The organism is Streptomyces sp. NPDC059008 (genome assembly GCF_042749045.1).
GTDB lineage: Bacteria > Actinomycetota > Actinomycetes > Streptomycetales > Streptomycetaceae > Streptomyces.
Genome location: NZ_JBHYJC010000022.1, coordinates 1 through 23,612 on the forward strand (window position 1 = coordinate 1; position 23,612 = coordinate 23,612).

Annotated in this window: 20 protein-coding genes; 6 read left to right on the forward strand and 14 right to left on the reverse strand. The window is 72.8% G+C overall.

Annotated features, from left to right (window positions below; genetic code table 11):
* Positions 1–222 precede the first annotated feature (222 nt).
* The 3 genes from ACFWZH_RS24415 to ACFWZH_RS24425 are packed head-to-tail and all read left to right on the forward strand — an operon-like array spanning position 223 to position 2,985.
* Positions 223–1,038: an ABC transporter ATP-binding protein gene (locus ACFWZH_RS24415; RefSeq protein ID WP_384434960.1), complete on the forward strand. Its 816-nt coding sequence runs from the start codon at positions 223–225 to the stop codon at positions 1,036–1,038.
* On the forward strand, positions 1,028–1,903 hold the full coding sequence (locus tag ACFWZH_RS24420) for an ABC transporter permease (RefSeq protein WP_384434963.1): 876 nt from the start codon (positions 1,028–1,030) through the stop codon (positions 1,901–1,903). Before ACFWZH_RS24415 ends, ACFWZH_RS24420 begins: the two co-directional genes overlap by 11 nt.
* 41 nt (positions 1,904–1,944) lie before the next feature.
* The gene (locus ACFWZH_RS24425) at positions 1,945–2,985 is read left to right on the forward strand and encodes an ABC transporter substrate-binding protein (protein WP_384434966.1); all 1,041 of its coding nucleotides are present in this window, start codon (positions 1,945–1,947) and stop codon (positions 2,983–2,985) included.
* Positions 2,986–3,009: 24 nt separating this feature from the next.
* Here the strand turns inward: ACFWZH_RS24425 and ACFWZH_RS24430 are convergent, their stop codons facing one another.
* From ACFWZH_RS24430 to ACFWZH_RS24455, 6 genes are read right to left on the reverse strand one after another with little or no spacing between them, the layout of a single operon-like run.
* On the reverse strand, positions 3,010–4,074 hold the full coding sequence (locus ACFWZH_RS24430) for a trypsin-like serine peptidase (RefSeq protein WP_384434968.1): 1,065 nt from the start codon (positions 4,072–4,074) through the stop codon (positions 3,010–3,012).
* A gap of 27 nt (positions 4,075–4,101) precedes the next feature.
* Entirely contained in the window at positions 4,102–5,235 is a 1,134-nt protein-coding gene (locus ACFWZH_RS24435; protein ID WP_384434971.1) for a trypsin-like peptidase domain-containing protein, read from the reverse strand.
* A complete protein-coding gene (locus tag ACFWZH_RS24440; protein WP_384434973.1) occupies positions 5,232–8,234 on the reverse strand; it encodes an ATP-binding protein in 3,003 nt (1,000 codons plus the stop codon). Before ACFWZH_RS24440 ends, ACFWZH_RS24435 begins: the two co-directional genes overlap by 4 nt.
* Entirely contained in the window at positions 8,215–9,342 is a 1,128-nt protein-coding gene (locus ACFWZH_RS24445) for a hypothetical protein (protein WP_384434976.1), read from the reverse strand. The genes ACFWZH_RS24440 and ACFWZH_RS24445 overlap by 20 nt, the downstream gene beginning before the upstream one ends.
* 7 nt (positions 9,343–9,349) lie before the next feature.
* The gene (locus ACFWZH_RS24450) at positions 9,350–10,288 is read right to left on the reverse strand and encodes an alpha/beta fold hydrolase (RefSeq protein WP_384434979.1); all 939 of its coding nucleotides are present in this window, start codon (positions 10,286–10,288) and stop codon (positions 9,350–9,352) included.
* A gap of 18 nt (positions 10,289–10,306) precedes the next feature.
* Positions 10,307–11,137 carry a DNA/RNA non-specific endonuclease gene (locus ACFWZH_RS24455; protein WP_384434982.1) on the reverse strand — a complete coding sequence of 277 codons (831 nt, stop codon included), beginning with the start codon at positions 11,135–11,137 and terminating at the stop codon, positions 10,307–10,309.
* A gap of 262 nt (positions 11,138–11,399) precedes the next feature.
* On the opposite strand from ACFWZH_RS24455, the gene ACFWZH_RS24460 reads away from it, so the two are divergent.
* A complete protein-coding gene (locus tag ACFWZH_RS24460) occupies positions 11,400–12,200 on the forward strand; it encodes a caspase domain-containing protein (protein ID WP_384434985.1) in 801 nt (266 codons plus the stop codon).
* A gap of 84 nt (positions 12,201–12,284) precedes the next feature.
* Here the strand turns inward: ACFWZH_RS24460 and ACFWZH_RS24465 are convergent, their stop codons facing one another.
* The gene (locus ACFWZH_RS24465) at positions 12,285–12,476 is read right to left on the reverse strand and encodes a DUF6381 family protein (RefSeq protein ID WP_384434988.1); all 192 of its coding nucleotides are present in this window, start codon (positions 12,474–12,476) and stop codon (positions 12,285–12,287) included.
* 298 nt (positions 12,477–12,774) lie between these two features.
* On the opposite strand from ACFWZH_RS24465, the gene ACFWZH_RS24470 reads away from it, so the two are divergent.
* Positions 12,775–13,878 carry a hypothetical protein gene (locus ACFWZH_RS24470; protein ID WP_384434991.1) on the forward strand — a complete coding sequence of 368 codons (1,104 nt, stop codon included), beginning with the start codon at positions 12,775–12,777 and terminating at the stop codon, positions 13,876–13,878.
* Positions 13,879–13,976: 98 nt separating this feature from the next.
* Here the strand turns inward: ACFWZH_RS24470 and ACFWZH_RS24475 are convergent, their stop codons facing one another.
* From ACFWZH_RS24475 to ACFWZH_RS24505, 7 genes are all read right to left on the reverse strand, one after another.
* Positions 13,977–14,327 carry a PRC-barrel domain containing protein gene (locus ACFWZH_RS24475; RefSeq protein ID WP_384434993.1) on the reverse strand — a complete coding sequence of 117 codons (351 nt, stop codon included), beginning with the start codon at positions 14,325–14,327 and terminating at the stop codon, positions 13,977–13,979.
* Positions 14,328–14,343: 16 nt separating this feature from the next.
* Positions 14,344–14,856, reverse strand: coding sequence for a DUF6328 family protein (locus tag ACFWZH_RS24480; RefSeq protein WP_384434996.1), 513 nt, complete (start codon positions 14,854–14,856; stop codon positions 14,344–14,346).
* A 39-nt stretch (positions 14,857–14,895) separates the two neighbouring features.
* A complete protein-coding gene (locus ACFWZH_RS24485) occupies positions 14,896–17,457 on the reverse strand; it encodes an ATP-dependent Clp protease ATP-binding subunit (RefSeq protein WP_384434999.1) in 2,562 nt (853 codons plus the stop codon).
* A gap of 195 nt (positions 17,458–17,652) precedes the next feature.
* Complete coding sequence (locus tag ACFWZH_RS24490) at positions 17,653–19,908, reverse strand: FUSC family protein (RefSeq protein WP_384435002.1); 2,256 nt, start codon at positions 19,906–19,908, stop codon at positions 17,653–17,655.
* A 7-nt stretch (positions 19,909–19,915) separates the two neighbouring features.
* Positions 19,916–20,905 (reverse strand): alpha/beta hydrolase, encoded by a 990-nt coding sequence (locus tag ACFWZH_RS24495; RefSeq protein ID WP_384435005.1) that lies wholly within the window; start codon positions 20,903–20,905, stop codon positions 19,916–19,918.
* Complete coding sequence (locus ACFWZH_RS24500) at positions 20,902–21,654, reverse strand: glucose 1-dehydrogenase (protein WP_384435008.1); 753 nt, start codon at positions 21,652–21,654, stop codon at positions 20,902–20,904. The genes ACFWZH_RS24495 and ACFWZH_RS24500 overlap by 4 nt, the downstream gene beginning before the upstream one ends.
* A complete protein-coding gene (locus ACFWZH_RS24505) occupies positions 21,651–22,778 on the reverse strand; it encodes an LLM class flavin-dependent oxidoreductase (protein WP_384435010.1) in 1,128 nt (375 codons plus the stop codon). Before ACFWZH_RS24505 ends, ACFWZH_RS24500 begins: the two co-directional genes overlap by 4 nt.
* A gap of 158 nt (positions 22,779–22,936) precedes the next feature.
* Between ACFWZH_RS24505 and ACFWZH_RS24510 the strand changes: the two genes are divergently transcribed.
* The gene (locus ACFWZH_RS24510) at positions 22,937–23,578 is read left to right on the forward strand and encodes a PadR family transcriptional regulator (protein WP_384435012.1); all 642 of its coding nucleotides are present in this window, start codon (positions 22,937–22,939) and stop codon (positions 23,576–23,578) included.
* Positions 23,579–23,612: the final 34 nt, after the last annotated feature.

Genomic DNA, 23,612 nt, shown 5'->3' on the forward strand with positions numbered 1-23,612 from the left:
GCACGGCACCTCGCGGCGTTGCCGAAACGTCCCGAGAGCTCCGCTATCGAGACGCTCCGGCGCCTTGCGATGTACCGCACCAGACGCCGCGGCCTTTCCGACCCTGACCCATCGGACAGGCCCTAGTGTGAGCAAAACGAGCACAACAGGGTTTGCGCGCAGAAAGGCAGCTTGTGCCCACAAGGCGGGCTGTGGCCCGGATCACTCCTAACCTCGCGGGCCATGAGCAGCCACACGAGCCCCGCTATCGAACTGCGGGGAACGAGCAAGACGTTCCGGACTCCGTCGGGGGCGCCGCACACCGCCGTGCGGGATCTGGACCTGGTCGTCGAGCGCGGTGAGTTCGTCGCCGTGGTCGGCCCCACGGGGTGCGGCAAATCCACCACCCTGACCTTGATCAGCGGGCTGGAGGAGCCCACCGAGGGCGACGTGCTGGTCGCCGGTGAACCGGTCCGCGGCATCGGCGAGAAGATCGGCTTCGTCTTCCAGCAGGACGCGGTCTTTCCCTGGCGGACCGTGCTGTCGAACGTGATGGCCGGCCCCCGCTTCCGCGGCGTACCGAAGTCCGAGGCCCGGCAGCGGGCGCGCGAATGGCTGGCGCGGGTCGGTCTGGCGGCCTTCGAGGACCGCTATCCGCATCAGCTCTCCGGCGGTCAGCGCAAACGGGTCGCGCTCGCCGCGACCTTCGTCAACGACCCCGAACTCCTGCTCATGGACGAGCCGTTCTCCGCACTCGACGTGCAGACCCGGGCGCTGATGTCGGACGAGCTCCTGGAGCTGTGGTCGGGGACCGGCGCCTCCGTCGTCTTCGTCACCCACGACCTGGAGGAGTCGATCGCCCTCGCCGACAAGGTCGTGGTGATGACCGCCGGCCCCGCGACGGTCAAGGAGGTCTTCGAGATCGATCTGCCGCGCCCCCGCCAGGTCGAGTCGGTGCGGCTGGAGCCGCGGTTCATCGAGATCTACCGCGAGATCTGGTCCTCGCTCGGCGAAGAGGTCCGGATCACCCGCGAGAGGGGTGCCGCGGATGCCGCCTGAGACCGTCCCCGCGCGGCGCGTGGGGGTGACCAAGTCCGGTGCGGGAGCCGATCGTTCGCGGGAGCGGGCGCGCACCGCACGCAACCACCGGCTGCTGGTCCACGGCGCGCGGGTGCTGCTGCTCGTCGGGCTGATCGCCCTGTGGGAGTGGCTGGCCCGGGCCGCCGTGATCGACCCCTTCAACTTCTCGATGCCCTCGAAGATCTGGGACCAGACGACCCAGTGGGCGCTGCACGGCACCCCGCAGGGCTCGCTGTGGGAGCAGATCTGGTACACGCTCTACGAAGCGCTGCTCGGCTGGGTCATCGGGGTGACGGGCGGGGTGGTGCTGGGCATCGCACTCGGCCGGATCCGCTTCCTCGCCGATGTCCTCGGCCCCTACATCAAGGTGCTCAACGCGCTGCCGCGGATCGTGCTCGCCCCCATCTTCCTCATCTGGTTCGGCCTGGGACCGGCCTCCAAGGTCGCCTCCGCCGTGGTCCTGGTCTTCTTCCCGGTCTTCTTCAACGCCTTCCAGGGAGCCCGGGAGGTGGACCGCAACCTGGTCGCCAACGCCCGGATCCTCGGCGCGAGCAGCCGCCAGGTCACGCTGCGGGTCGTCATCCCCTCCGCCACCTCATGGATCTTCACCAGCCTGCACGTCAGCTTCGGCTTCGCGCTGATCGGCGCGATCGTCGGCGAGTACATCGGCGCGACCAAGGGCCTCGGCCTGCTGGTCTCGGCGTCGCAGGGCACCTTCAACGCGGCCGGTGTGTACGCGGCCATGGCGATCCTCGCCGTCGTCGCGCTGCTCGCCGAGGGCCTGTTGGCCTTCCTCGAAAGGCGGCTCTTCCGCTGGAAGCCGGCCGACGCCACCAGCCGCTGAACTCCCCGTATCCCACCACACCTTCCTCCAAGGACGTCATCATGCGTACGCACCGCAAGCTCCCGGTCGCCGCGGCCGCCGCCCTGCTCGCCCTGACCACCCTCACCGCGTGCGGCGGCGGTGGCGCGACGACCTCTGCCGCCGACGGCGGGAACGGCAAGATCAAGATCATGGTGGGAGGCCTCGACAAGGTCATCTATCTGCCCGCCAGACTCACCCAGCAACTCGGCTACTTCGAGGACGAGGGCATCCACGTCACCCTGCTCACCGAACCGGCCGGTGTGCAGGCCACCACCTCGCTCGTCTCCGGCGACGTCCAGGGCGTCGTCGGCTTCTACGACCACACCCTCGATCTGCAGGTCAAGGGCAAGCAGGTGGAGTCGGTGGTGCAGCTCGCGCACGCCCCCGGAGAGGTCGAGGTCGTCTCGAACCAGGCGGCCGGCGAACTCACCTCGCCCAAGGACTTCAAGGGCAAGAAGCTCGGGGTCACCGGCCTCGGTTCGTCCACCGACTTCCTGACCAAGTACCTCGCGGTCAAGAACGGCGTGCAGACCGACGAGTTCACGCCGGTGGCGGTCGGCGCCGGCCAGACCTTCATCTCCGCCATCCGGCAGGGCTCGATCCAGGGCGGGATGACGACCGATCCGACGGCCGCGCAGATCGTGGACAAGCAGCTCGGCAAGGTCCTGATCGACATGCGCACCCCCGAGGGCTCGAAGGAGGCGCTCGGCGGCCCGTACCCCTCCTCCAGCCTCTACATGAGCACCGACTGGGTGAACAGCCACAAGAAGGAGGTGCAGAAGCTGACCAACGCCCTGGTGCGGACCCTCAAGTGGATGTCCACGCACACCCCCGAGCAGATCGCCGCGAAGATGCCGTCCGACTACGCCCAGGGCGGCAAGCAGCTCTACGTCCAGGCGATCAAGGACACCCTGCCGATGTTCACCAAGGACGGGGTGATGCCGGCCGACGGCCCCGCCACCGTCGAGCGCGTCCTGAAGTCCTTCAACCCCAACCTCAAGAACGCCACGGTGGATCTGCAGAAGACCTACACCACCGAATTCGTCAAGAAGGCCGGCTGACCGGCCGGCGGCACGCGCCCCCGGTCAGACGAAGTTGATCTCCGCCCGGCCCAGCAGCGGATCGTCGACCAGCTGCCACAGCGGGACCGCGAAGTTGCCGAAGCCGTAGCGGCCGCCGAAGTGCAGTCCGAGCACGCGGTGGTCGGTGAGGTCGATGACCGGGGAGCCGCTGTTGCCGCCCAGCGTGGAGCAGTCGTGCTTGATGACGTTGCGGTCCGGCACCAGCTCGGTGGCGGTGCCGGGCTGGAGCCGTTTGACGTTGTAGATGTCCATGAAGATCCGGCGCATCGACTCCGGTTCGTTGCGCCGGCCGTCGTACGCCGGATAGCCGACGCAGTACACCGGACGCCCGGGCAGATCGCCCGGCGCGTCGGCGGCCACCGCCAGGGGAGCGGGCAGCGCGCCGCCGCCGTCCGGCGGCGCGACCCGCAGCAGCGCCAGATCGACGTCCTCGTGGATGCCCAGGATCTCCACGACGTCGAAGGACGGGCCGCCACCGGGCTCCGCGCCGCCGTACTCCTCACCCATGTCGACGCTGGCGCCGACGCCCGGCTGGAAGGTCCAGCCGGCGCCGCCCCCGCGGGCGAACTCCGCCGCCACATGACGGTTCGTCAGCACCACGTCGGGGCCTACCAGGAACGCCGTTCCGAGCCAGTCCAGACTGATGTGCCCGGTCAGCTCGACCCGCCCCACCCGGGCCAGCGACTCCCGGATCGCCGCGCGGTGCCCGTCGAGCACCGCCCAGTCGCCCTGCTGCGGCGCGAAGTCGTGGTTCTGGACGAGGATGGCGGGCCGGCCCTCCAGCAGCACGATGGCTTCCATACCGAAGGACTCGTCGTCGCTGATCTCGTCGTCGCGGCCCTCGGCGAGCTTCTCCAGACCGCTGACGCCCGCCGACAGCACCCGGGTGCGCTCCTGCTGGGCGAACTGGGAGATCTGCCCGGCCGGCAGCTCGTCCGCCGGCAGCTCCTCCAGGGACTCGGGGATCTCCCAGGACAGCCCGTCGCGCACCCGCGCCGCGACCTCCCGCAGATCCGAGAAGACCTGCTGCGGCCCGGCCGCGACAGGTGATCTGCTCCCTCTGTGCATCTTGCCCTCCTTGGACTGTGGCCCCCGCTAGACCGCCGCCTGTGCCGCGGCGATCTCGGCATGGACACCGGGACTGGTGGTCTCCAGATGGCGCATCACGCTGCGCATCTGGGTGCCGACGTTGACGAACGCCGTGGTCCTGCCCTTGAACTGCACGTTCTCCACCCGCCGCGTGCCCCGGTGGAGCGCCACCACCTTCCAGTCGTCGGTCAGCACGGGCGAGCCCGAGGACCCGCCACGGGTGTCGGTGAAGTAGCGGACGTCCTGCTCGTCCGCCTCGTAGACGAGGTTGTTGCGCAGCGCCACCCGCTTCGGCCGGCCGCCCGGATGCTGGATGATGTTGACCGCCACGTAGTCGCCCCGGGCGACCGCCAGCGGCCTGTCCGCCAGCCGCAGCACCGGCCGGGCGGGGCCGGGGGCCAGCCGCAGCACCGCGTAGTCGAGTGCGGCGTCCGCGGCGACGAGTTCGCTGACGGTGGCCTCCTCCGTCTCCACCTCGTCGGTGTCGAAGTCGAACCGGGCGGTGGTGTGCTGGGCCTGGAGGCGCAGATCCGCGCTGTCGGCCGTCGGCCGCCCCGTGCCGGTCCCGGCCCTGGCGTTGACCACATGGTGGTTGGTGACCAGCAGGTCCGGGGCGATCAGCCACCCGGTACCGGAGTGCGGGAAGCCGTTCGGCTGCAGCGGTGCGCCCCCTTCGTACGGTGGCACCTTGATCCGGGCCACCGCCCCGCCGGCCAGCTCCCCGCCCCGCAGAAAGCCGATCGGGACGGTGTCGTCCCGATGGATGATCTCCTCCTTGATCTCCGCCGCCGGAGTGGGCAGACCCGCCAGCACGTCCGGCTCACCGCCGGCCTTGCGGGCCACCTCGTCCAGGGCCCGCTGGAAGACGGTGAGCGGCTCGGCCTCGGTGGTCTCGGCGACCGCGTTGCGCAGCCAGATCTCCAGCGGCACCGAGCCGTCCACCAGGCGCTCCACCCGGTTCATCTCGTTGAGATCCGAGCGCACCTGCCGGCCGGGCGCGGGGTTGAGCGGAAGGGTGCCGCGGTAGCGGGGCATGATCCCGTCGAGCAGCAGCGGCCGGACGGTGGGGTCGGCGAGTCCGGTCTCCACGGCGGCGTCCAGCAGCCGCTGGATCTCGTCGGACGAGAGATAGGTGTTCACTGTTCACCGCTTTCCGCCGGGGCGCGCCCGGGCACCGGCGCGTGCTGGACGATCCGGGAGGCGGTCGCCGGGCGGCCCGTGCTGCCCACTCCCATGGCCGCCGCCACTCCGGCGACGATCTCCCCGCTCTCGTCGGGCGTGGCCAGCAGCCGCCGGGCCAGCTCGTCGAGCGTGCCGCGGTCGCGGGCCAGCCGCAGGATCCCCGCGATGCTGCTGGGCGCGCCGCCCGCCTCCGGCCGGGTCGGCCCCGCGGCCTCGTTCAGGATCTCCATCACGGCGCCCAGCAGCGCCGGTTGCCGAAGGGTCGCACGGCGCATCGCCGCGCCGAGCGCGTCCAGCGTCTCGTCGTCGGCGGACAGGCCCACCACCTCCAGCGCATGGTCCAGCGCCCCGGGCTCCAGCTCGTAGATCTGCGAGGCGACCGCGCGCACGAGGACGGGCTGATCGGCGAGTACGTGGTCGGGCAGCTGCCGCAGCCGCTCGGCGAGCTGCTCGTCCGCCTCCAGGTCCGCGCCGCCGTCGCCCGCGGTCAGCTGCGCCTGCGCCAGCAGCGCGCCCATCGCCTCCAGGTCCTGGCCCAGGCCGACCGCGACGTCCTCGGCCACCCGCAGGTCCCGGCCGGCGCTCTCGCGGTCGCCGGCCTCCTCCGCGAGCCGGGCGGACAGCAGCAGCAGCTCCAGATGGCGCTCCCCGCACCCCGCGCGCTCCGCCGGACCGAGGGCCTGCGCCACCGCCGCACGGGCCTCGGCCAGCCGTCCGAGCCGGCCGAGCGTCTCGGCGAACAGCGCGTGCAGCGGGCTGCAAGGAGTCCACGGCCGGCGCCGGCCGATCCGCTCGAACGCCGCCTGTGCGAAACCCTGTGCCAGCAGGTCCTCCACCTCGCGGGCGGCGATCCGCTCCCAGTCCTCCTGGTCGGCGCCCGCCGCCACCTGGTCGGGCGTCCCACCGCCGAGCCGGGCCGTGAGCAGCCCGGCCGCCCGGGGCGTCATGTCCTGCTGCGCCCCGGCCAGATACCGCTCGACGCCCGGCAGCCACCGCTCCTCCACCGAGCGCGGGTTCTCGTCCAGCCGCAGCCGGTGGTAGATCTCCTCGGCCCGCGCCTCCAGCCCGTCGCGTGCGGCGTAGTAGTCGACGGCCCGCCGTTCGACGGCCCGCATCACCTCGGCCCGCTCGCCGCCCGGCAGCCGCAGCATGATGGCGCGGACGTCGCCGCGGTAGCGCACGGCGTCCGGGCCGGCCGGCTCGACCATGTCCAGGCGGCTCAGCTCGTCGAAGAGTGCACGGGCCCGCTCCATGGTCGCCGCCGGCAGCCCGCAGGGTTCGGCGAGCACCTCCTTGATGACCTCCGGCGTGATGACCCGCAGCACCAGGCCCGGGTGGGCGAGCCGGCGGACGTCCTCGTCGGCGATGTGACCGAGGATCCGGTCGTAGAGGATGCCCTGGACCAGCAGTTGGTCGACGTGGCGGAAGACCTCGCGGCGGCGTTCGGGCAGGCTGCGGATCAGCTCGCGGGTCCGCTCGGGCTCCGGCCCGGCGAGGGTGGCGGCCCGGGCGGCCAGCCGCAGGCTGAGCGGATGGCCGCCGACCCGGTCGGCCAGCGCCCGCGCCATGTCCGGGTCCTCGACCCCGCAGGACATCAGCATGTCGACGGCAGCCTCCGGGGCGAGTTCGCCGAGTTCGATGTCGAGCGGGGGCGTGGCCCTCGCCGGATGGTCCACCGGCGCCCGCCCGGAGACGATGAACCGCAACCCCGGATAGACGCTCTGCAGCGAGCGGAAGATCGCCCACATCCGTCCCACCACCGGTGATCCGCGGTACTGCGCCTCCTCGAACGAGTCGACGGCGATCACGAACGGCGGGTCCGGCTGACTCGGGTCGGTCTTGCCGTCGGCGACCGCCCGGACCAGGACGTCGGCGACCCGCCGGATCAGATCGGTCTCCCGACCGGCGGCCAGCATCTGGAACTGCTGGGAGGAACGGCGCCCCAGCACCGCCCGGGTGGTGGCGAGTTGCCGCAGCTGGGTCACCCGGTCCTGCCCCTCACGCTGGCTGCGGACCACCTGCTGGGCCTCGTCCGCCAGCGCGTCCAGCTCGGCGCGGTGGGCCGGGTACTGGACCCCGAGCTGCCGGGCGGCCTCGGCGATCAGGGTGACCGGCTCCCGGAGCGAGAGGGTGGGCCGGGCGAAGTCGATGTACGCGAAGGGGAAGCCGTCGCCGAGACCGTGGGCGCCGTCGAGCACGAACTTGGCGAGGAGGGTGCTCTTGCCCATGCCGTCGGGGCCGTGGATGACCAGCGGCAGCACCGGCTCCAGACGGCCGCCGGCGGGGGCGTCGAAGGGCTGCTGCCCGGATACGGCGGCCAGTCCGGCGTAGCGCCGCAGCTCCGCCAGTTCGCGGTCCCGGCCCTGGAACGGCCGCCGCACCAGGCGTTCCAGCGGCTCCAGCAGCCGGGCCCGCTCCAGGGAGTGCTGCAGCTCGGCGGTGTCCGGCAGGCCGGTCATGCCCGGTACCCGGGACAGCCACAGCACCGCCTGGAGGACGTCGGCCAGTTCGTCGGCGGACATCCGGTCGGTGGCCGGCGGGCTGCCGGACAGGAAGGCCAGCGCGAAACGCTCCGGTCCGGGCCCGGCGGGCAGCTGGTCGAGGTTGCACTCCAGGACCCGCCGGGCCGCCGCGGGGCCGGCCAGCCCGCGTAACGCCTCCTCCCGGACGTCCGACGCCAGGGCCCACTCGGCCCGGTCCGGCATGCCCAGGGTCGTGCAGTCGTCGACCAGTTCCAGGGCCGCGGCGCCGGCGGCCCGCTCCTCCCCGGGCAGCTTGAGCCGGCGGGGATCGAAGCGGGCCAGCAGACAGGCCGCCTCGCGGTAGGCCCGGCGGACCGCCGGCACTTCGGGGGCCCGGTCCTCGCCCGTGCGCAGCGCCGCCCGTAACCGGGTGGCGAACAACTCCCGTACGTCGCAGGGCGGTTCGGCCGGCCGCTCAGAGGGATCGATAGACACGGATGGCCCCCTCCGCAGCCGTGCAGATCCTGCGCATATAGCTCTCGCCGTGCCGGGTGTCCGCGGTGGAGGCGTGCAGCACCTCCGCGACGGCCACGTCCACGAGGTCGGCGATGGTGGCCTCCCGGGCGTCGCCGCTACCGAGGAGCGCGGGCGGGGAGTCGTGGAAGACCTGGTCGAAGAAGGTCCGCAGATCACCGGGTTCGGCCACCCGCGCGGTGTCCCGGCAGATGTTTCCCCGCAGGTCGTGGGGGAGTTCCGGCATCGAGCGCCCGTACCCCAGGAGCACCAGCCGGGGCGCGTCGTCGCCCCGTACGTCGGCGTGCTCGTAGATGGCCATGGCCAGCTGGCCGATGAAGTCCCACACATCGGAGCTGGGGTCGAGCTTGTCGCACTCGTCCAGGACCAGCCACAGGCGCTCCTCGGCGGCGGTCGCCCGCCCGGCCACCCAGTGCGCCGCCTCGTCGATCGACGGGAGCAGGTCGTCGAGGCCGGCGGGGTTCAGCGGGGCGGCCCCGGCGTGCGGACCGGCGACGAAGTCGGCCAGTCGCCGGACGACCCGGGCGGCGGTGGAGGTGCGCGACAGGGTGACCCGTACGGGACGGAATCCGCAGTGCTGTCCGATGTGGCGCAGGAAGCCGTAGGTGTAGGAGCGGCCGCTGTCGGGCTCGCCGTCGACCAGCAGGATGAACTTGTCGGGGTCCGCGATGAACCGGCGCAGGGTCTCCCGCAGGTCCGCACGGTCGATGAAGGCCTCGGTGCCGTTCTTGAGGACGCAGGTGCGGAAGTTGTCCTGCGCGTTGTGGGCGCGTAAGTCCTCACGCAGCCGGTCCCGGAACTCCTCGGCCTTCCGCACCTGCGGCAGCACCCGCAGCCGGTCCTCCTTGGTGAGCGCCTCGACGAGCCTGAGCTGCCGCTGGATGTCCGTACGCGACTGGTGCACGAGGGCGCGGGCGTTGTCGGAGCTGACGCGTCCCAGCGGCAGCGCGGCGATGAATTCCGGGGGGAAGCCGTGCTGGGCGAGCTGGGCGTGCGGCTCGACGTTGTCGAGCAGATAGGTCTGCGCCCAGTCGGTGACCAGGTCCCACTCCGTTTCGTCCAGCGGCACGTCGCACCTACCCCGTACCGTCATCGAAGATCCGCTGAACCGGCTCCCTGACCTGGCGCTGGGACAGGTACTCGGTGACGCCGTGGTGGTTCCGGCTGTCGTTGGTGACCAGCAGATCGGTGACCTTCTCCTGCGGCGCGTACTCGGGCCGCAGGGTGTGGTCGAGCGCCACCAGGTCCCGCAGGTCCGAGGCGTTGCGCCAGGCGGCCACGCCCGTCGGAACCGCCGGCGGCCGCGCCAGATGGTCCTGCACCTCGGAGATGGCCAGCGGGGAGCCGACGGTGACCAGCAGCTCCACCTCCCGCCCCTGCTCCATCAGCACCTCGTAGGCGATGATCGTGCCCAGGCTGTGCCCGACGACCACGAGCGGGCCGCCGTCCGGGCCGTCCAGGGCCTGTGCGACCACCTGGCGCATCGCCGGACCCGCCCCGCCGAAGAAGTAGGCGTGCACGTCCTGGAACGCGTGCTTGACCAGCAGCCGGAACAGCGCCGTCCGGCCCGACTGGGGCAGCGGCAGCGCCTCCAGCGGCAGCTCCGCGCCGGGCTCCTCGCTCTCACCGGCGTGGGCCAGCGTGTCCGCGAGGTAGGTCATGTCGCGCAGCCAGTCGGCCAGGGCGCTCTCCTCCAGGCCGGCCCGCCCCTCCAGCCCGAGGTCGCCGGCATCCCGCCGCGCCTCCTCCAGCGTCCGCGCCACGAACTCCTCGGGCGGCTCGGCCTCGGCGCGCTCGGCCAGGGCCGGCAGCTCCTCGATCAGCTCCGGCCCGCCGTCCAGCGGGTCCGGCCGCAGGTCGGGCAGCGGTGCCGGATACCGCAGCGGGGCCCAGTACGCCATCCGCGACGCCGCACCCATGTCCCGGCCGAACAGCGCCGTGTCCCACTGGGACTTGAGCAGCTCCGCGCGCGGCTTGTTCCCGTTCCCGTGGACGTAGACAACCGTCGGTGCCATTGCGCTTCCCTCCGCGCCTCAGCGCTGCATCATGATGTCGTCGTGGGAGGCGAGGCGCTTCCAGCGCTCGCCCGGGGCGCGCACGGCCGGCATCAGATCGGCGGCCGGCAGCGGCCCGAGGTCCAGCGAGGTCAGCTCGACGACGTCCGACACCGGCACCTGGAACGTCCGGAAGGCGCCCAGGGGAGGCGGCGCCCCCGGCGTCGCGCCGGCCAGCGCCCGCTCGGCGTCCCGGGTGAGGTCCGGGCTCTGGTCGAGGACGTACGCCGTCGCCGCCAGCGCCCCGTCCTGCAGGAACGCCGCCACCTTCCAGAAGCGCAGCGGTACTTGGACGCCCCGGTACGGCGGGTCCGAGTCGTGCAGCACCGGTCCGGTCAGCACGGTCAGTTTGCGGTCGAACGTCGCGGCGTGGTCGAGCAGGAAGTTCTCCAGCCCCTGCCACAGCTGCTTGCCCTGGTTGAAGACATCGGCCTGCGGGGCGGCGTTGGTGTAGTGGAAGGTGTCCGCGTTGGCCTTGTTCGCCTCCGTGGCCTCGCCCCATACGGGATCGAGCCGGCGCACCAGATGCCCCTTGTCCAGGGAGTTGTCGCGGTAGACCTCGTCACCGGCCTGGTGGTGCTCGTCCAGCCGCGGATCGAAGCGCCAGCTGCTCTCCCGGGGCACGTGCTCGACCAGCAGCCGCCCGTCGATGCACACCGCGGTGGCGGCCGCCATCCGCCGGTCCGGGCGCAGCAGGACGGTGAAGTGGGTGTACGGCAGGACCACGGACCGCACATCGGGACTGGTCGGGGTCGGCAGCGGGACCGGGACGCCGAGGAAGTTCTCGTCGTAGCCGGCTCGGTCGGCCAACGGATCCCGGGACTCGATCCGGGCCGTCGACCCACCCGACCGCGGGGAATCTGATGGGATCATGTGACCACCGGTTCCCGGTGGCGCGGACCACCGAATCGGTGCCCCACGGGAAGCCACTCGAACAGCCGGGGCGTGCCCGGCGACCCGCCGGGAGGGGCCCGTTCAGGCGGTTGGGCGGCGCGCCGCGTTCAGCGGTCGACGGCTCACGGAACGCATCCAGGCGTTGCCCGTCACCCCGTCGTCCCCAAGGAGCACCACCATGCCGACCGGCCTCTCCCTCCACGTCGGACTCAACCAGGTCGATCCGGACAGGTACGGCGGCTGGGACGGCCGGCTCGTCGCCTGCGAGAACGACGCCCACGACATGGCGCGGCTGGCCCACGGAGCCGGCTTCGACGACACGACGCTGCTCACCTCGGACGGCACCGTCAAGAACATCACCGCCGAGCTGCGCGCGGCGGCCAAGACCCTCAAGAGCGGCGACATCCTGCTGTTCACCTACTCCGGACACGGCGGACAGGTCCCCCACACCGACGGCCGCGACGAGGAGTCGGACGCTTTCGACGAGACCCTGGTGTTCTACGACCGCGAATTCCTCGACGACGAGCTGCACCGGGAATTCGGGCGCTTCGCCCAGGGAGTCCGCATCCTGGCCCTCCTCGACTGCTGCCACAGCGGCACCGCCATCGAGCTGCCCGGTGGGGACGAGCAGAACGCACGCCTCATGCCGGTCCCCAAACAGCACGAGATCTACCAGCGTGACAAGGAGTTCTTCCAGGAGATCCAGCGCGACCTCGCGGCGGGGAAGGGCCGCGAGCGCTCCGCCGACGCGCTCCTCATCTCCGCCTGCCAGGACGATCAGCTGGCCTCCGACGGCGACGTCAACGGGGAATTCACCGGAACTCTGCTGAAGGTCTGGGACAACGGGGCATTCCGCGGCGGCTACCGCAGCTTCCACCTCCACATCCGACACAACATGCCGGCCACCCAGGTCCCCAACCTCTATGTGACCGGTCAGCCCGCCGAGGGGTTCCTGGAGCAGCAGCCCTTCACGGTGTGAGCGCGGGCCGCGCGCGCCTGCGCGGGGCCACACGCGGACGGGACGCGGCCCTCGGGCCGCGTCCCGCACTCACCTGCCGCTCACTCACTCCGCGGGGTAGATGTCCCCGCCCCGCATCATGCTTTCCTGTTCACTCTGGGACTGCAGCCTGCGGGCCTTCTCCTGAAGCCGCTTCCGCTCGTCCGGGTCGCTGGTGCGCTCCGCGGCCGCCTTCAATTCCTGGGCCTTGTCACGCATCTGCTGGATTCGTGCGCGTGATTCTCCTGAGGCATTCATGTTCTGTCCTCGCACGGTGTAGGGGAGCCGCCTCTACCAGCGAATCAGGCTCGGCGGCCGTCGGCACCTCGAAGGGCCGCTCCTCCGGCCGCGGAAAACCGCCGGCCGCAACGAAGCCGGATCGTAGGAACGCCCCGACCGCGGCGCGCCCGGGCGTATCGGCGTGTCTCCACCGGATGGCCTTCCTGAATGGCGGGGGCTGCCCAGAGGGACGTTGGCTGAAGCACAGCAGCACAACGTCCGCTGAGTGTCAGCGCTTCTGGTGTTTGACGCTCTCCTCGTTCAGTGGAGACCCTCCATGACATCCGAACCAGCACTTTGTGGGGGCGACGCCGAACTGTCATCGACAGAACACGGCGAGCACATTCCGCCCGACACCCCTGAGAAGAACTCGGCCCGCACCATTCTGTGGGAGGCAGTCACCCATCGGCCCCTGGAGGAAGTCGCCGCGCTTGTGGAACTGCTCAAGCGCAGCGACGACGTTCCCAACCCGGGTGACGAGGCCCTGCGAGTGGCGGTCGTGTCCCGTCCGGTGAGCGAAGTCGCTGCGCTCTTCGAACTGCTCCGAGCCGCCCCGAACACCGTGGAATCGAGCCATGACGCGCTGCGTGCCGCGGCGGTGGGCAGGTCGGTGGAGGAGGTCGCGCAGCTGATCGAGCTGTTCGACCGCACGAAGCAAGGCGGTGCCGACCTCTTCGGCGGCGCCGACCCCTACGCCGGCGACCCCTACGGCGGCGGCGACTCCCCGCACCCGTCCGACCACTTCCCGCCCGGTCCCGGTGGCCCCATGGAGCCGGAGCACACCGCGGCCATGCACGTCCTCGACCCCGACGTACGGCCCCTGGGCAACGCCGGGCAGCCGCACGCCGCACGCCGCGAGGCCGCGCCGCAGCACCCCAACCGCCCGCCCTGGGCCCAGCAGCCGGCCGGCCACGCGCCGCAGGGCGGCCCGGCGTGGCAGGCCGCGCACCAGGAGCCCCGGCCGCCCGGCTACGCGCTCCCCGGTGTGCTGCGCTCCGTACTGCGCTGGCCCGCGGCCGCGGCGCTGGCGCTGTGCGGTCTGAGCCATCTGCCGGTGAACTCCTCGCACATGCAGGGCGCGCAGGCCGCCGCCGGGCTCTCGATGGCCATCACCGTCATCTATCTGCTGCTGGCGGGCTGGCTGGCGATGCGCGACACCGCCATGGTCTGGACCGTGAGCGCGGCCGCGGCCATGGTCATCGTCGCCCTGCACGCACTGTCCCGGGCCGGTGTCCTGACTCCACTGGGCAGTGGACTGGGCGACACCGCGATGTGGCCCGAAGTGGTCGCGGTGGGACTGGCCATCGTCAGTGCGGGACTCGCGGGGGCGGCACTGCTGATCCGCCCGCGGCGGGTGGAACCGGTCACGGCCGGAGCATGAGCGGCCGCCGTACGCATGGCGCCGAAGGGCGCGGGCCGGGACCCTGACCGGGGTCCCGGCCCGCGCCCTTTGCCGGCCCGGTGGACGGGCGCGGCGCCTCAGGCGTGCGGAGCGCCGTAGTAGCCGGCGAGCAGCCGGTGGTACTCGTCGTCGCGGATGTGCTTCTCCCGGTCGAACTCCGGTGCGTCCTCGATGTCCTTCTTCGTACGGGCGAGATAGACCGTGCCCCGGTCGTGGTCGATCGAGGAGACCACGCCGGCCGGCAGCAGGACGTGTCGGCCGAAGATCCACACATGGGTGTCGACGACCAGACAGGCGGCGCCGGCCTCGTCGACGTACGCCTCGACCGTCCCGACGGTGCCGTCGATCGCCTCGACCGAGTAGCCGGTGAGATCGGTCCCGGCCCGGCGTTCCACCGAGTCCTGGTAACGCCAGATGCTGTCCGTCACAGGGACACCTCTCCTCTCACTTCTTCGGTGGGGTGCGGGTGTAGCGGCGCAGGGCCCAGGCGGGCAGCGCGAACCAGCACGCCATGAACCAGGCGGCGAGCCCCGCGACGATCCAGGGGACCGCGCTGTCGTCCATCGCGACGCGCAGGATCAGCAGCAGCGCCGAGGTGACCGTCGCCAGCAGCAGCACGATCCCGACCATGGACAGCCGCGACGCCCAGACCACCGTCTCGGGCTTGATCCGGTGCCCGGTGACGAACCGGTGGAAGGTCACCGTGCCGATCAGCGCGCCGGTGGTGGCCGCGCCCAGCAGCACGGTCACCACATAGATGTTCTTGTCGGTCTGCCCGAGCGTGATGAAGCGCGGCGCGAAGACGACGGTGAGCAGGAAGCCGAAGAGGATCTGCACGCCGATCTGGATGACCCGCACCTCCTGCAGCAGTTCGATCCACCGCCGGTCGGCACGCTCCTCCGGCGTCTCGTGACGGCCGTCGGCCGTCTGGCGCGGCCCCAGCGATTCCGACGTCACCCCGGCCTCACCTGCCTCCGCATCCGCCCGGCCACCGCGCTACGCCCGCTCGCTCTTCTCGGTGGTACGGAACGCCAGCTCGTTGTCCCGCACCTCCACCAGCACCTCGTACCCGGCCGACAGCGCACCGTCCAGCAGCAGCCGCGAGAGCGCGTTGTCGACCTCGCGCTGGATGACGCGGCGCAGCGGCCGCGCCCCGTACTCGGGCTGGTGACCGCGGTGGGTGAGCCAGTCCACGGCCTCGGGGGCGAACTCCACGGAGATGTCCTGGGCCTCCAGCCGGCGCCTGGTGCCCTCCAGCAGCAGACCGGTGATCTGCTGCAGCTGGGCGTCGCTGAGCCGGTGGAAGACGATGATCTCGTCGAGCCGGTTGAGGAACTCCGGGCGGAAGTGCTCGCGCAGGCTGGCCAGCGCCCGCTGCCGCGCCCCGTCGCCGCCCGGCGTCCCCGAGATGTCCGCGCCGAAGCCGAGCACCCCGCGACCGCCGCTGAGCGCGTCCGAGCCGAGGTTGCTGGTCATCACGATGACGGTGTTCTTGAAGTCGACCGTACGGCCCTGGGAGTCGGTCAGATGCCCGTCGTCGAGCACCTGCAGCAGCATGTTGAAGACGTCCGGATGGGCCTTCTCCACCTCGTCCAGCAGCAGCAGCGAGTACGGGTGGTGACGCACCGCCTCGGTCAGCTGGCCGGCGTCCTCATGACCGACGTATCCCGGAGGGGCGCCCACCAGCCGGCTGACGGTGTGCCGCTCCTGGAACTCACTCATGTCCAGCCGCACCATGCGCTCCTCGCTGCCGAACAGCGCCTCGGCCAGCGCCCGGGCCAGTTCGGTCTTGCCCACGCCGGTGGGGCCGAGGAAGAGGAAGCTGCCGATCGGGCGGTTGGGGTCGGAGAGCCCGGCCCGCGACCGCAGGATCGCCTCGGAGACCGCCGTGACGGCGTCGTCCTGCCCGATGACGCGGGTGTGCAGCCGGTCCTCCAGGCCGAGCAGCAGCTCCTTCTCCTCCTGCGTCAGACTGCTGACCGGCACACCGGTCTGCCGCGACACGATCTCGGCGATGTCCTCCGCGGTGACCATCACGATCCGGCCGTCACCGCTCGGCGCCGCGCCCTGGGCCGCCTCGATCCGCGTGGTGAGCGCGTGGATCCGGTCCCGCAGCTCGGTGGCCCGCTCGTACTGCTCCGCGGCGACCGCCTGGTCCTTGTCCACGGCCAGCTGCTCCACCTCGCGCTCCAGGGCCCGTACGTCGGTGGTCTTGGCGCCCGAACGCAGCCGGACCCGGGCGCCCGCCTGGTCGATCAGGTCGATGGCCTTGTCCGGCAGGAAGCGGTGCGGGATGTAGCGGTCGGAGAGTTCGACCGCCGCGAGCAGCGCCTCGTTGGTGTAGCGCACCTGGTGGTGCGCCTCGTAGCGGTCCTGCAGGCCGCGCAGGATCTGCACCGTGTCGGCGACGGTCGGCTCGGGCACCAGGATCGGCTGGAAGCGGCGGGCGAGGGCGGGGTCCTTCTCGATGTGCCGCCGGTACTCCTCCAGCGTGGTGGCGCCGATGACGTGCATCTCGCCGCGGGCCAGGGCGGGCTTGAGCATGTTGCTCGCCTCCAGCGAACCGCCGTCGCCGCTGCCGCCGCCGGCCCCGACGACCGTGTGCAGCTCGTCGATGAAGATGATCAGCGATTCGGGGTGGGTGCGGACCTCCTCCATGATCCCGTTCATCCGCTCCTCGAAGTCACCGCGGTACCGCGTGCCGGCGAGGACGGCGGTCAGGTCCAGGGCGACCACGCGCCGGCCCGCCAGGGTGTCCGGCACGTCCCCGTCGGCGAGCCGCTGCGCCAGGCCCTCCACGATCGCGGTCTTGCCGACACCCGCGTCGCCGACCAGCACCGGGTTGTTCTTCCCCCGGCGGGAGAGCACCTCGATGGTCTGCTCGATCTGCTCCTCGCGGCCGATGACCGGGTCGATCCGGCCGGCCCGCGCGAGATCGGTCAGATCGCGGCTGTACTTGTCGAGGGTGGGGGTGTCGTGCTTGGGCGCGGCGCCGTGCTCGGCTCCACCGTGCTGGGGCCCGTGACCGCCCGGCGCGGCGGCCTGCGGGTCGAAGTGGGCGAGGTTCAGGATGCGTCCGGCCGCCGAGTCGGGGTTGGCCGCCAGCGCGTCGAGCACGTGCTCGGGCCCGATGTACGACGCCCCGTTGTCCCGCGCCAGCTCGTGCGCGCCCAGCAGCGCCCGCTTGACCGCGGGGGTGACCGCGACGCTGGACTGCTTGGGGCCCTCGCCGGCGCTGCGGTCGATCTCCGCCGCGAGCGCGTCGGGGTCCGCGCCGGCCTGCCGCAGCAGCGTGCGGGTCGGCTCGGCGGACAGCGCCGCGCGCAACAGGTGCTCGGTACCGAGCTCGGGGCTGCCGTGCTCGGCGGCGTAGTTGGCCGCGGAGGTCACCAGGTCCCGGGCGGGCCCGCTCATCAGGCGCGCGATGTCGGCCTGGCGGGGTACGGGCTGCCCCGGCTCGCCGCTCCCGGACGTCGCGCCACCGCCGAGGAAGCGCGCGAGGAATTCACTGAACGGGTCCGGGCCGTAACCCTCCGGACCCATGAATCCATTGCTCATGTGTGTCCGTTCCGCTGTCACGGCGGTACCGCGACATGCTGCCTTGCCGGGTTCCTTGGGTTGCCTTCGGGCTCCTGCCTGGCGGGTGCCCGGGGGACGAGAGGTCACACGTCACCCGCCACTGCTCTGCTTCAGGATCGGCTCCCACGGACCCATCCGCACCTGGGCGGGCCGGGAGCCACCGGACGCGTCATGTCACATCTCCTGGTGGATGCGGGTCAGATCGGCGGTCAGCGCGTCCAGCCAGATGACCGAGTCGAGCAGGAGCGCGGCGGACAGCGCGCGGGCCTCCCGGTCGGGGCTGTCGCGCGGGATGGGCGGGGCGACGGCCAGCAGGGCGCGGATGTCGAGCGAGGGGCGCGGCGGGGGCCGCCGGTCCGGGGTGCCGGCGTCGTCGGCGCACAGGCGGTGGGCCAGGGCGCGGTAGTCGGCCGCGGTGTCGCCGGCCGCCCGTTGCAGCCAGGCGCCGACCTCGTGGTGGGTGATCCTGCCGGGGCGGCCGGGCAGCAGCCGTTCGCCGCGCCGGGCGTCCGCCCCGGCGACCAGCACCGCGGGCCAGTCCGGCTGCCGGGCGGTCTCCTCCCGCGGCTCGCTCTGGTACTGCGCCAGGCTCTCCTGCGCCAGCGCCAGCGCACGGTTGATCGCGACGATCCCGCGGGTGTCGGCCGCACCGGTTGCCCCGGCCGCGGACCTGCCGCCCCGGGCGTCGGCCGCCCCGGTGGGCGCCACGACGTGGGCGACGGTCCGCCCGACGGCGTCGGCGACGGCCGAGCACACGCCGGCCATACTGCGGCTCACCTCCCGCCCCGCGCCCCGCGGCCAGGCCACCAGACCGCAGACCAGCCCGATGAGGCTGCCGGCCAGCACGTCCATCAGCCGCACCGGGGCGAGCTGCCAGGTGACGGGGGAGACCTGCGCGAACAGCGTGGCGACGACCAGGGTGAAGCCGCCCTGGGCCCAGGCCAGCCCGCGCAGCGGTCCCGCGATGAAGGCCGGCAGCATCACCGCCGGCAGCAGCACCGCGTACACCGCCGCCCGGTCGTGGACCGCGGCGAGCAGCCCGCCGGCCAGCAGCGCGCCGACCAGCGTGCCGATCAGCGCCTGCCGGACCGCGGAGCGGGTCTCCAGGCTCGTCGTACGGGTCAGCGTCAGCGTCGCGAGCAGGACCCAGAAGCCGTGCTGCAGATCGAGGAGTCCGGCGACGGCACGGGCCGCCGCCAGGCCGAGCGCGAACCGGCAGGCGTTCTGGAAGATCACCGAGCGGGGGGTGAGGTGGGTGGTCAGCCGCCGCCACCACAGCTCGGGGGCGTGCGCCCGGGCGTAGCCGAAGGCGTGTCCGGCGCGGTTGCGGTCCACGCCGCGGTCGCCGAGCAGCAGCCGGGTGGCCAGTACCAGGACGACCGCGGCGTCGGCGGCCTGGACGACCTGGGACCTGCGGCGCACGAAGACCAGCCGGTCGTCGCCGCTCAGCAGCTCCAGGGAGTCCAGTGCCCGGTGGGCGCGGGCCGGCGCCAGCTCGCGCTGCAGCGCCTCGGGCGACGGCCCCTCGCCGGGCCGCAGCCGCCCGCCCCGCCGCAGCGCCACGGCCGCCGCACGGGCCGCCTCGCTGATGCCCTGGAGCAGCGCGACCGTCTCCGGGCGGTAGGCGTGCCGCCCCCCGGCCACGGCGTGCAGGGCCTCCAGCCGGGCCAGCAGGGTGCGGACGGCCTCGGCGGCGTGTGCCAACGCCTTGTGGGCGAGAGTGGGGGAGGAGGGCAGATCGGCCGGCGGTACGCGGGCGGGCCGCAGGGCGTCGGCGGCCGTGCGCGCCCGGTCCAGAGCCGGCCCGGGGACCACCCCGCCGTGGTGGTCCGCCAGGCCCGCGGCGGCGTCGGCGGCCTCGGCCAGCAGCCGCCGGAAGGACGGGGTGTCCGGTTCGGGCAGCACCAGTCGCTCGGCCAGCGCGAGCAGCACGGCGCCCAGCACGAAGCCGGACAGCCGCTGGCCCAGGGTGTCCGGGGCGTACGGAGGGAAGCACGGCAGGATGTACAGCAGTTGCATCCCGGGAGCCGCGCCGGCGATCCGCGGCCCGGTGGTGCCCGCGTAGGCGACCAGGAAGCCGATGACGAGCATGCCCAGGACGGCCGCCCAGGTCGCGACGGCCAGCAGGGTGCCGAGCGTCAGCAGCGCCAGGCCGGCGGGGATCGCGGTCAGGACCGTCGCGGCGCGCTGTCGCCCGGACCCCGGGATGCGGGCGAGCGCCCCGAGCGCGACCACGGTGAAGGTCGCGTATACGGACATCACGACCAGGTCGAGCCCGTAGCGGCAGACGTAGAAGGCGACGCAGGACGCGCCGGTCACCCGCAGCGCGTTGCCGACCACCGACCGGTGCGCGCGCAGCGCCGCCGGGCCGGGCCCGCCGGCCGCACGCCCCGGGCCACGCCGTGCGGAGACTTCCTGCCGCGGCCTCACCCCTCCACTATTGGCCAGTGGCCCGGGGCCCGCAGCCCACGCCGCCGAGCCAGTCGCCGGCCGCGTCGAACGCACGCTCCGCGGCCGGCAGCGCCCCGAGCGCACCGAGGAACCCGTGGAAGGTCCCGCGGTACTCGTCGACCCGGGCCGGCACGCCCGCCTCCCGCAGCGCCCGGCCGTAGGCCCGTCCCTCGTCCCGCAGCGGATCGCACTCGGGCAGGACCAGCAGCGCGGGCGGCAGCCCGGTCAGGTCCGGCGCCAGGCCGGGGGAGGCGTAGGGATGACAGCCGTCGCCGCCCGGGCCCAGATACTGCTGCCAGTACCAGCGCATATGGGCCGTGGTGTGGAAGAAGCCGGTCGCGTAGTCGGCCGCGGACGCGCTGGTCAGGCGGTGGTCGAGGGCCGGGTAGATCAGGAGCTGGGCCGCGGGCGGGGGGCCGCCGCGGTCGCGGGCCATCAGCGTGACCGCGGCGGCGAGCCCGCCCCCGCTGGAGTCGCCCCCGACGACCACCCGCGCCGGGTCGCACCCCAGCCGGTCCGCCTGCGCGACGGCCCATACCGTGGCCGCGTACGCGTCCTCCACGGCTGCCGGGAAGCGCGCCTCGGGAGCCGTCCGATAGGCCACCGAGAGCACCGACGCGCCACTGCGCAGGGCGAGTCGACGGCAGGTCGCGTCATGGGTGTCGAGGTCGCACATCACCCATCCGCCGCCGTGGAAGAACACCAGGAGCGGGCCGGGCCCGGTGGCTTCGGCCCGCGGGCGGTAGAGGCGTACGGGGAGGGCGGGTGCGCCGGGCGGTCCGGGGACCCGGCGGTCGAGGGCGTCCACACCGTCGGCCGGGCCGGTGCGGGGCCCGGCCCCGGTGCCGGAGGCCCGGCGCAGCGACGCGATGTCCAGCGGCCCGCGGGCGGGGTCGGGGAACCGCGCCGACATCGCGTCGGCGATCCGGCGCGCGAGGGGCGGGAGCGGATCGGGGGAGGCGGCCGGCCGGCTCATCCTGTCGTCAGCCCGCCGTCCACCGCGAACTCGGCACCGGTGATGTACGAGGACGCGTCGCAGGCCAGGAAGCGGACCAGGTGCGCCACCTCGTCCGGCCGGCCGACGCGGCGCCACGGCACCCGCGGCCACTCCCGGTCCCCGGGAGCCGTGCCCAGCGCGTTCGCCACCATGGGGGTGTCGATCACCCCGGGGTGCACGGAGTTGACCCGGATCCGGTCGCCGGCCAGATCGAGCGCGGCGGACCGGGTCAGCCCGCGCAGCCCGAACTTGCTCGCCCCGTAGGCCGCGTGCCCCGCGATCCCCCTGATTCCGGCCGTCGAGGAGATGGCGACGATCGACCCGCCGCCGGCCCTGCGCAGCTGCGGGACCACCGCCTTGATGCCGAGGAAGGAGCCGATCAGGTTCACCCGCAGCACCCGTGCGAAGTCCTCCTCGGTCTCCTCGTCGACGGGGGCGGCGCGCCACACCGCCGCGTTGTTGACCAGGATGTCGAGCCGCCCGAAGGACGCGACCGCGGCCTCGGTCACGCGCTGCCAGTCGCCCGCGTCGGTCACGTCGTGCGGGACGAACACCGCGGCGTCCCCCAGCTCCGCGGCGACCGCCCGGCCCTCCGCAACCCGTACGTCGCCGAGCACCACCCGCGCCCCGGACTCGACGAACAGCCGTGCCTCGGCCGCGCCCTGGCCCCGCCCGGCACCGGTGATCACCGCCACCTTGCCGTCCAACCGCTCCCCGCCGGCGCTCATGCCCGCTCCCCGAGCCCGCGGAAGTGCGGGATGACCCGCTCGCCCCACTGCCGGATGGTCTCCAGGCAAACCTCCTGCGGCACGGTGCCCATCTGGATCAGGCACATCACCTCGTCCACCCCGATCGCCCGCAGTCGCTCGACATAGGCGATGGCGTCCTCGGCGCGGCCGTACGCGTGCCGGGCGTTGTACGGACCGGTGTCGACCGGCCGCGCCGGGATGTTCGCCTCGTCGAGTCTGGCGACGAGCTGTGCCCGGCGCCGCGCCAGCGCCTCGACATGGTCCTCGTCCGGCGCGTAGGCCCTCGGCGCGGGCCCGTCGCCGTACCAGTGCGCGATCGCCTCGGCGAAGAACCGCTGGCCGCGGGTCCCGATCCGGTACGCGGCGGCGGCGTCGTCCAGCACGATCGTGGGACACAGCGCGGACAGATGGTCGTTGGGCCGCTCCCCGACGAAGTGCGCGCCGCTGCGGGCGGCGATCGCCTCGTCGTAGAGCGTGCGCATGGCCCGTACGTCGTCGGCGCCCGCGAAGCCCATCACCAGTGCACCGACGCCCAGTTCGGCGGCGCGCCGGAGGCTCTCGTGCCTGCTGCAGGCCATGAACAGCGGCGGATGCGGGGCCTGAACGGGCCGGGGGAGGACCGCGCCGGGGCCGATGTCGATCGACCCGTGCCATTCGAAGGTCTCCGTGCGCCAGGCGCCGGCGAGGATCCGCAACGCCTCCTCCAGCTGCGGCTGGGTGTCCTCGGGCCGCACCCCGAACATGGCCATCTCCTGCCGGGTGGCGCCCCGGCCGGCGCCGATGTCGACGCGTCCGCCGGAGAGCACATCGAGCATCGCGGTGCGCTCGGCGACCCGGACGGGGTGCTGGTAGCCGAAGGGCATGGTCACCACGCCGTGGCCGATGCGGATCCGTGTGGTCCGCGCCGCGACCCAGGTCAGAAAGATCTCGGACGCGCTCATGTGCGCGTACTGGCTGAGGGCGTGGTGCTCGACCGCCCAGATCCGGTCGAAGCCCATCGCCTCGGCGTGCACGGCCTGTTCGACGCAGTCGTGGAGGACCCGGCGCTCGTGTTCGGGGGCGGGGTCGGCGAGTTGCGCCTCGAAGATCATCGAGAATTTCACGAAACTCCCTTCAGGGTATTTCGAATAGAAATATGTCTAGCAGTAACACCCGTCCATCGGAAGGGAGTTGACGCGTCCGTCCCTCGCACCGCCCGGCCCTGCGGCCCCTCCCGGCCGCGGCCCGGGTGCGGGCGGACGCGGACCGTAGACTGCGGCACGTGACGGAGACGAGGGCGGGCGCGGCGAACGCCGGCGATGCGGAGCGGCCGGCACTGCCGGCGACCAGCTGGGCGGTGCTGGGGCTGCTCTCCTTCGGTGAGGAGCTGTCCGGATACGACCTGAAGAAGTGGTCGGACGGCTCGCTGCGCTTCTTCTACTGGAGCCCGTCCTTCAGCCAGATCTACGGCGAGCTCAAGCGCCTGGAGAACGTCGGCTACGTCAGCTCGCGGATGGTCGCCCAGGAGACCGGCAACCGCGACAAGCGGGTCTATGTGATCACCGACGAGGGGATGGCGGCGGTCCGGCACTGGGCGCGCGAGGCGCCGGTGGAGCCCCCGGTCCTCAAGCACGGGGTGATGCTGCGGCTGTGGCTGGGCCATCTGCTGGAGGCCGACCGGATGCGTGACGTGCTCGGCCGGCACCGGGAGTACGCGGAGGCGATGCGGCAGCGCGCCGAGGTGGACGTCGAGAGCGCCCGCGCCGAGGAGGCCTGGGCCTACCCCTCGCTCGTCCTGAAGTGGTCCGAGCGGTTCTACACCGCCGAGCGGGACCTGGCGGACGCGATGCTGGCCGACCTGGACGAGATGGACGGCGGGCGGCGCCAGGGCCTGCCCGACGGGCCGGGGCCGGACAGGCCGTAGGACGAGTCGGCGGAGTCCACGACGTGGGGGAACT

Coding starts and splice junctions, on each gene's coding strand:
- ACFWZH_RS24450 (WP_384434979.1), bottom strand. CDS start 10,288: ATGGCACCGACGGTTGTCTACGTCCACGGGAACGGGAACAAGCCGCGC.
- ACFWZH_RS24495 (WP_384435005.1), bottom strand. CDS start 20,905: ATGAGCCGGCCGGCCGCCTCCCCCGATCCGCTCCCGCCCCTCGCGCGC.
- ACFWZH_RS24430 (WP_384434968.1), bottom strand. CDS start 4,074: ATGCACAGAGGGAGCAGATCACCTGTCGCGGCCGGGCCGCAGCAGGTC.
- ACFWZH_RS24500 (WP_384435008.1), bottom strand. CDS start 21,654: ATGAGCGCCGGCGGGGAGCGGTTGGACGGCAAGGTGGCGGTGATCACC.
- ACFWZH_RS24420 (WP_384434963.1), top strand. CDS start 1,028: ATGCCGCCTGAGACCGTCCCCGCGCGGCGCGTGGGGGTGACCAAGTCC.
- ACFWZH_RS24465 (WP_384434988.1), bottom strand. CDS start 12,476: ATGAATGCCTCAGGAGAATCACGCGCACGAATCCAGCAGATGCGTGAC.
- ACFWZH_RS24425 (WP_384434966.1), top strand. CDS start 1,945: ATGCGTACGCACCGCAAGCTCCCGGTCGCCGCGGCCGCCGCCCTGCTC.
- ACFWZH_RS24460 (WP_384434985.1), top strand. CDS start 11,400: ATGCCGACCGGCCTCTCCCTCCACGTCGGACTCAACCAGGTCGATCCG.
- ACFWZH_RS24415 (WP_384434960.1), top strand. CDS start 223: ATGAGCAGCCACACGAGCCCCGCTATCGAACTGCGGGGAACGAGCAAG.
- ACFWZH_RS24470 (WP_384434991.1), top strand. CDS start 12,775: ATGACATCCGAACCAGCACTTTGTGGGGGCGACGCCGAACTGTCATCG.
- ACFWZH_RS24485 (WP_384434999.1), bottom strand. CDS start 17,457: ATGAGCAATGGATTCATGGGTCCGGAGGGTTACGGCCCGGACCCGTTC.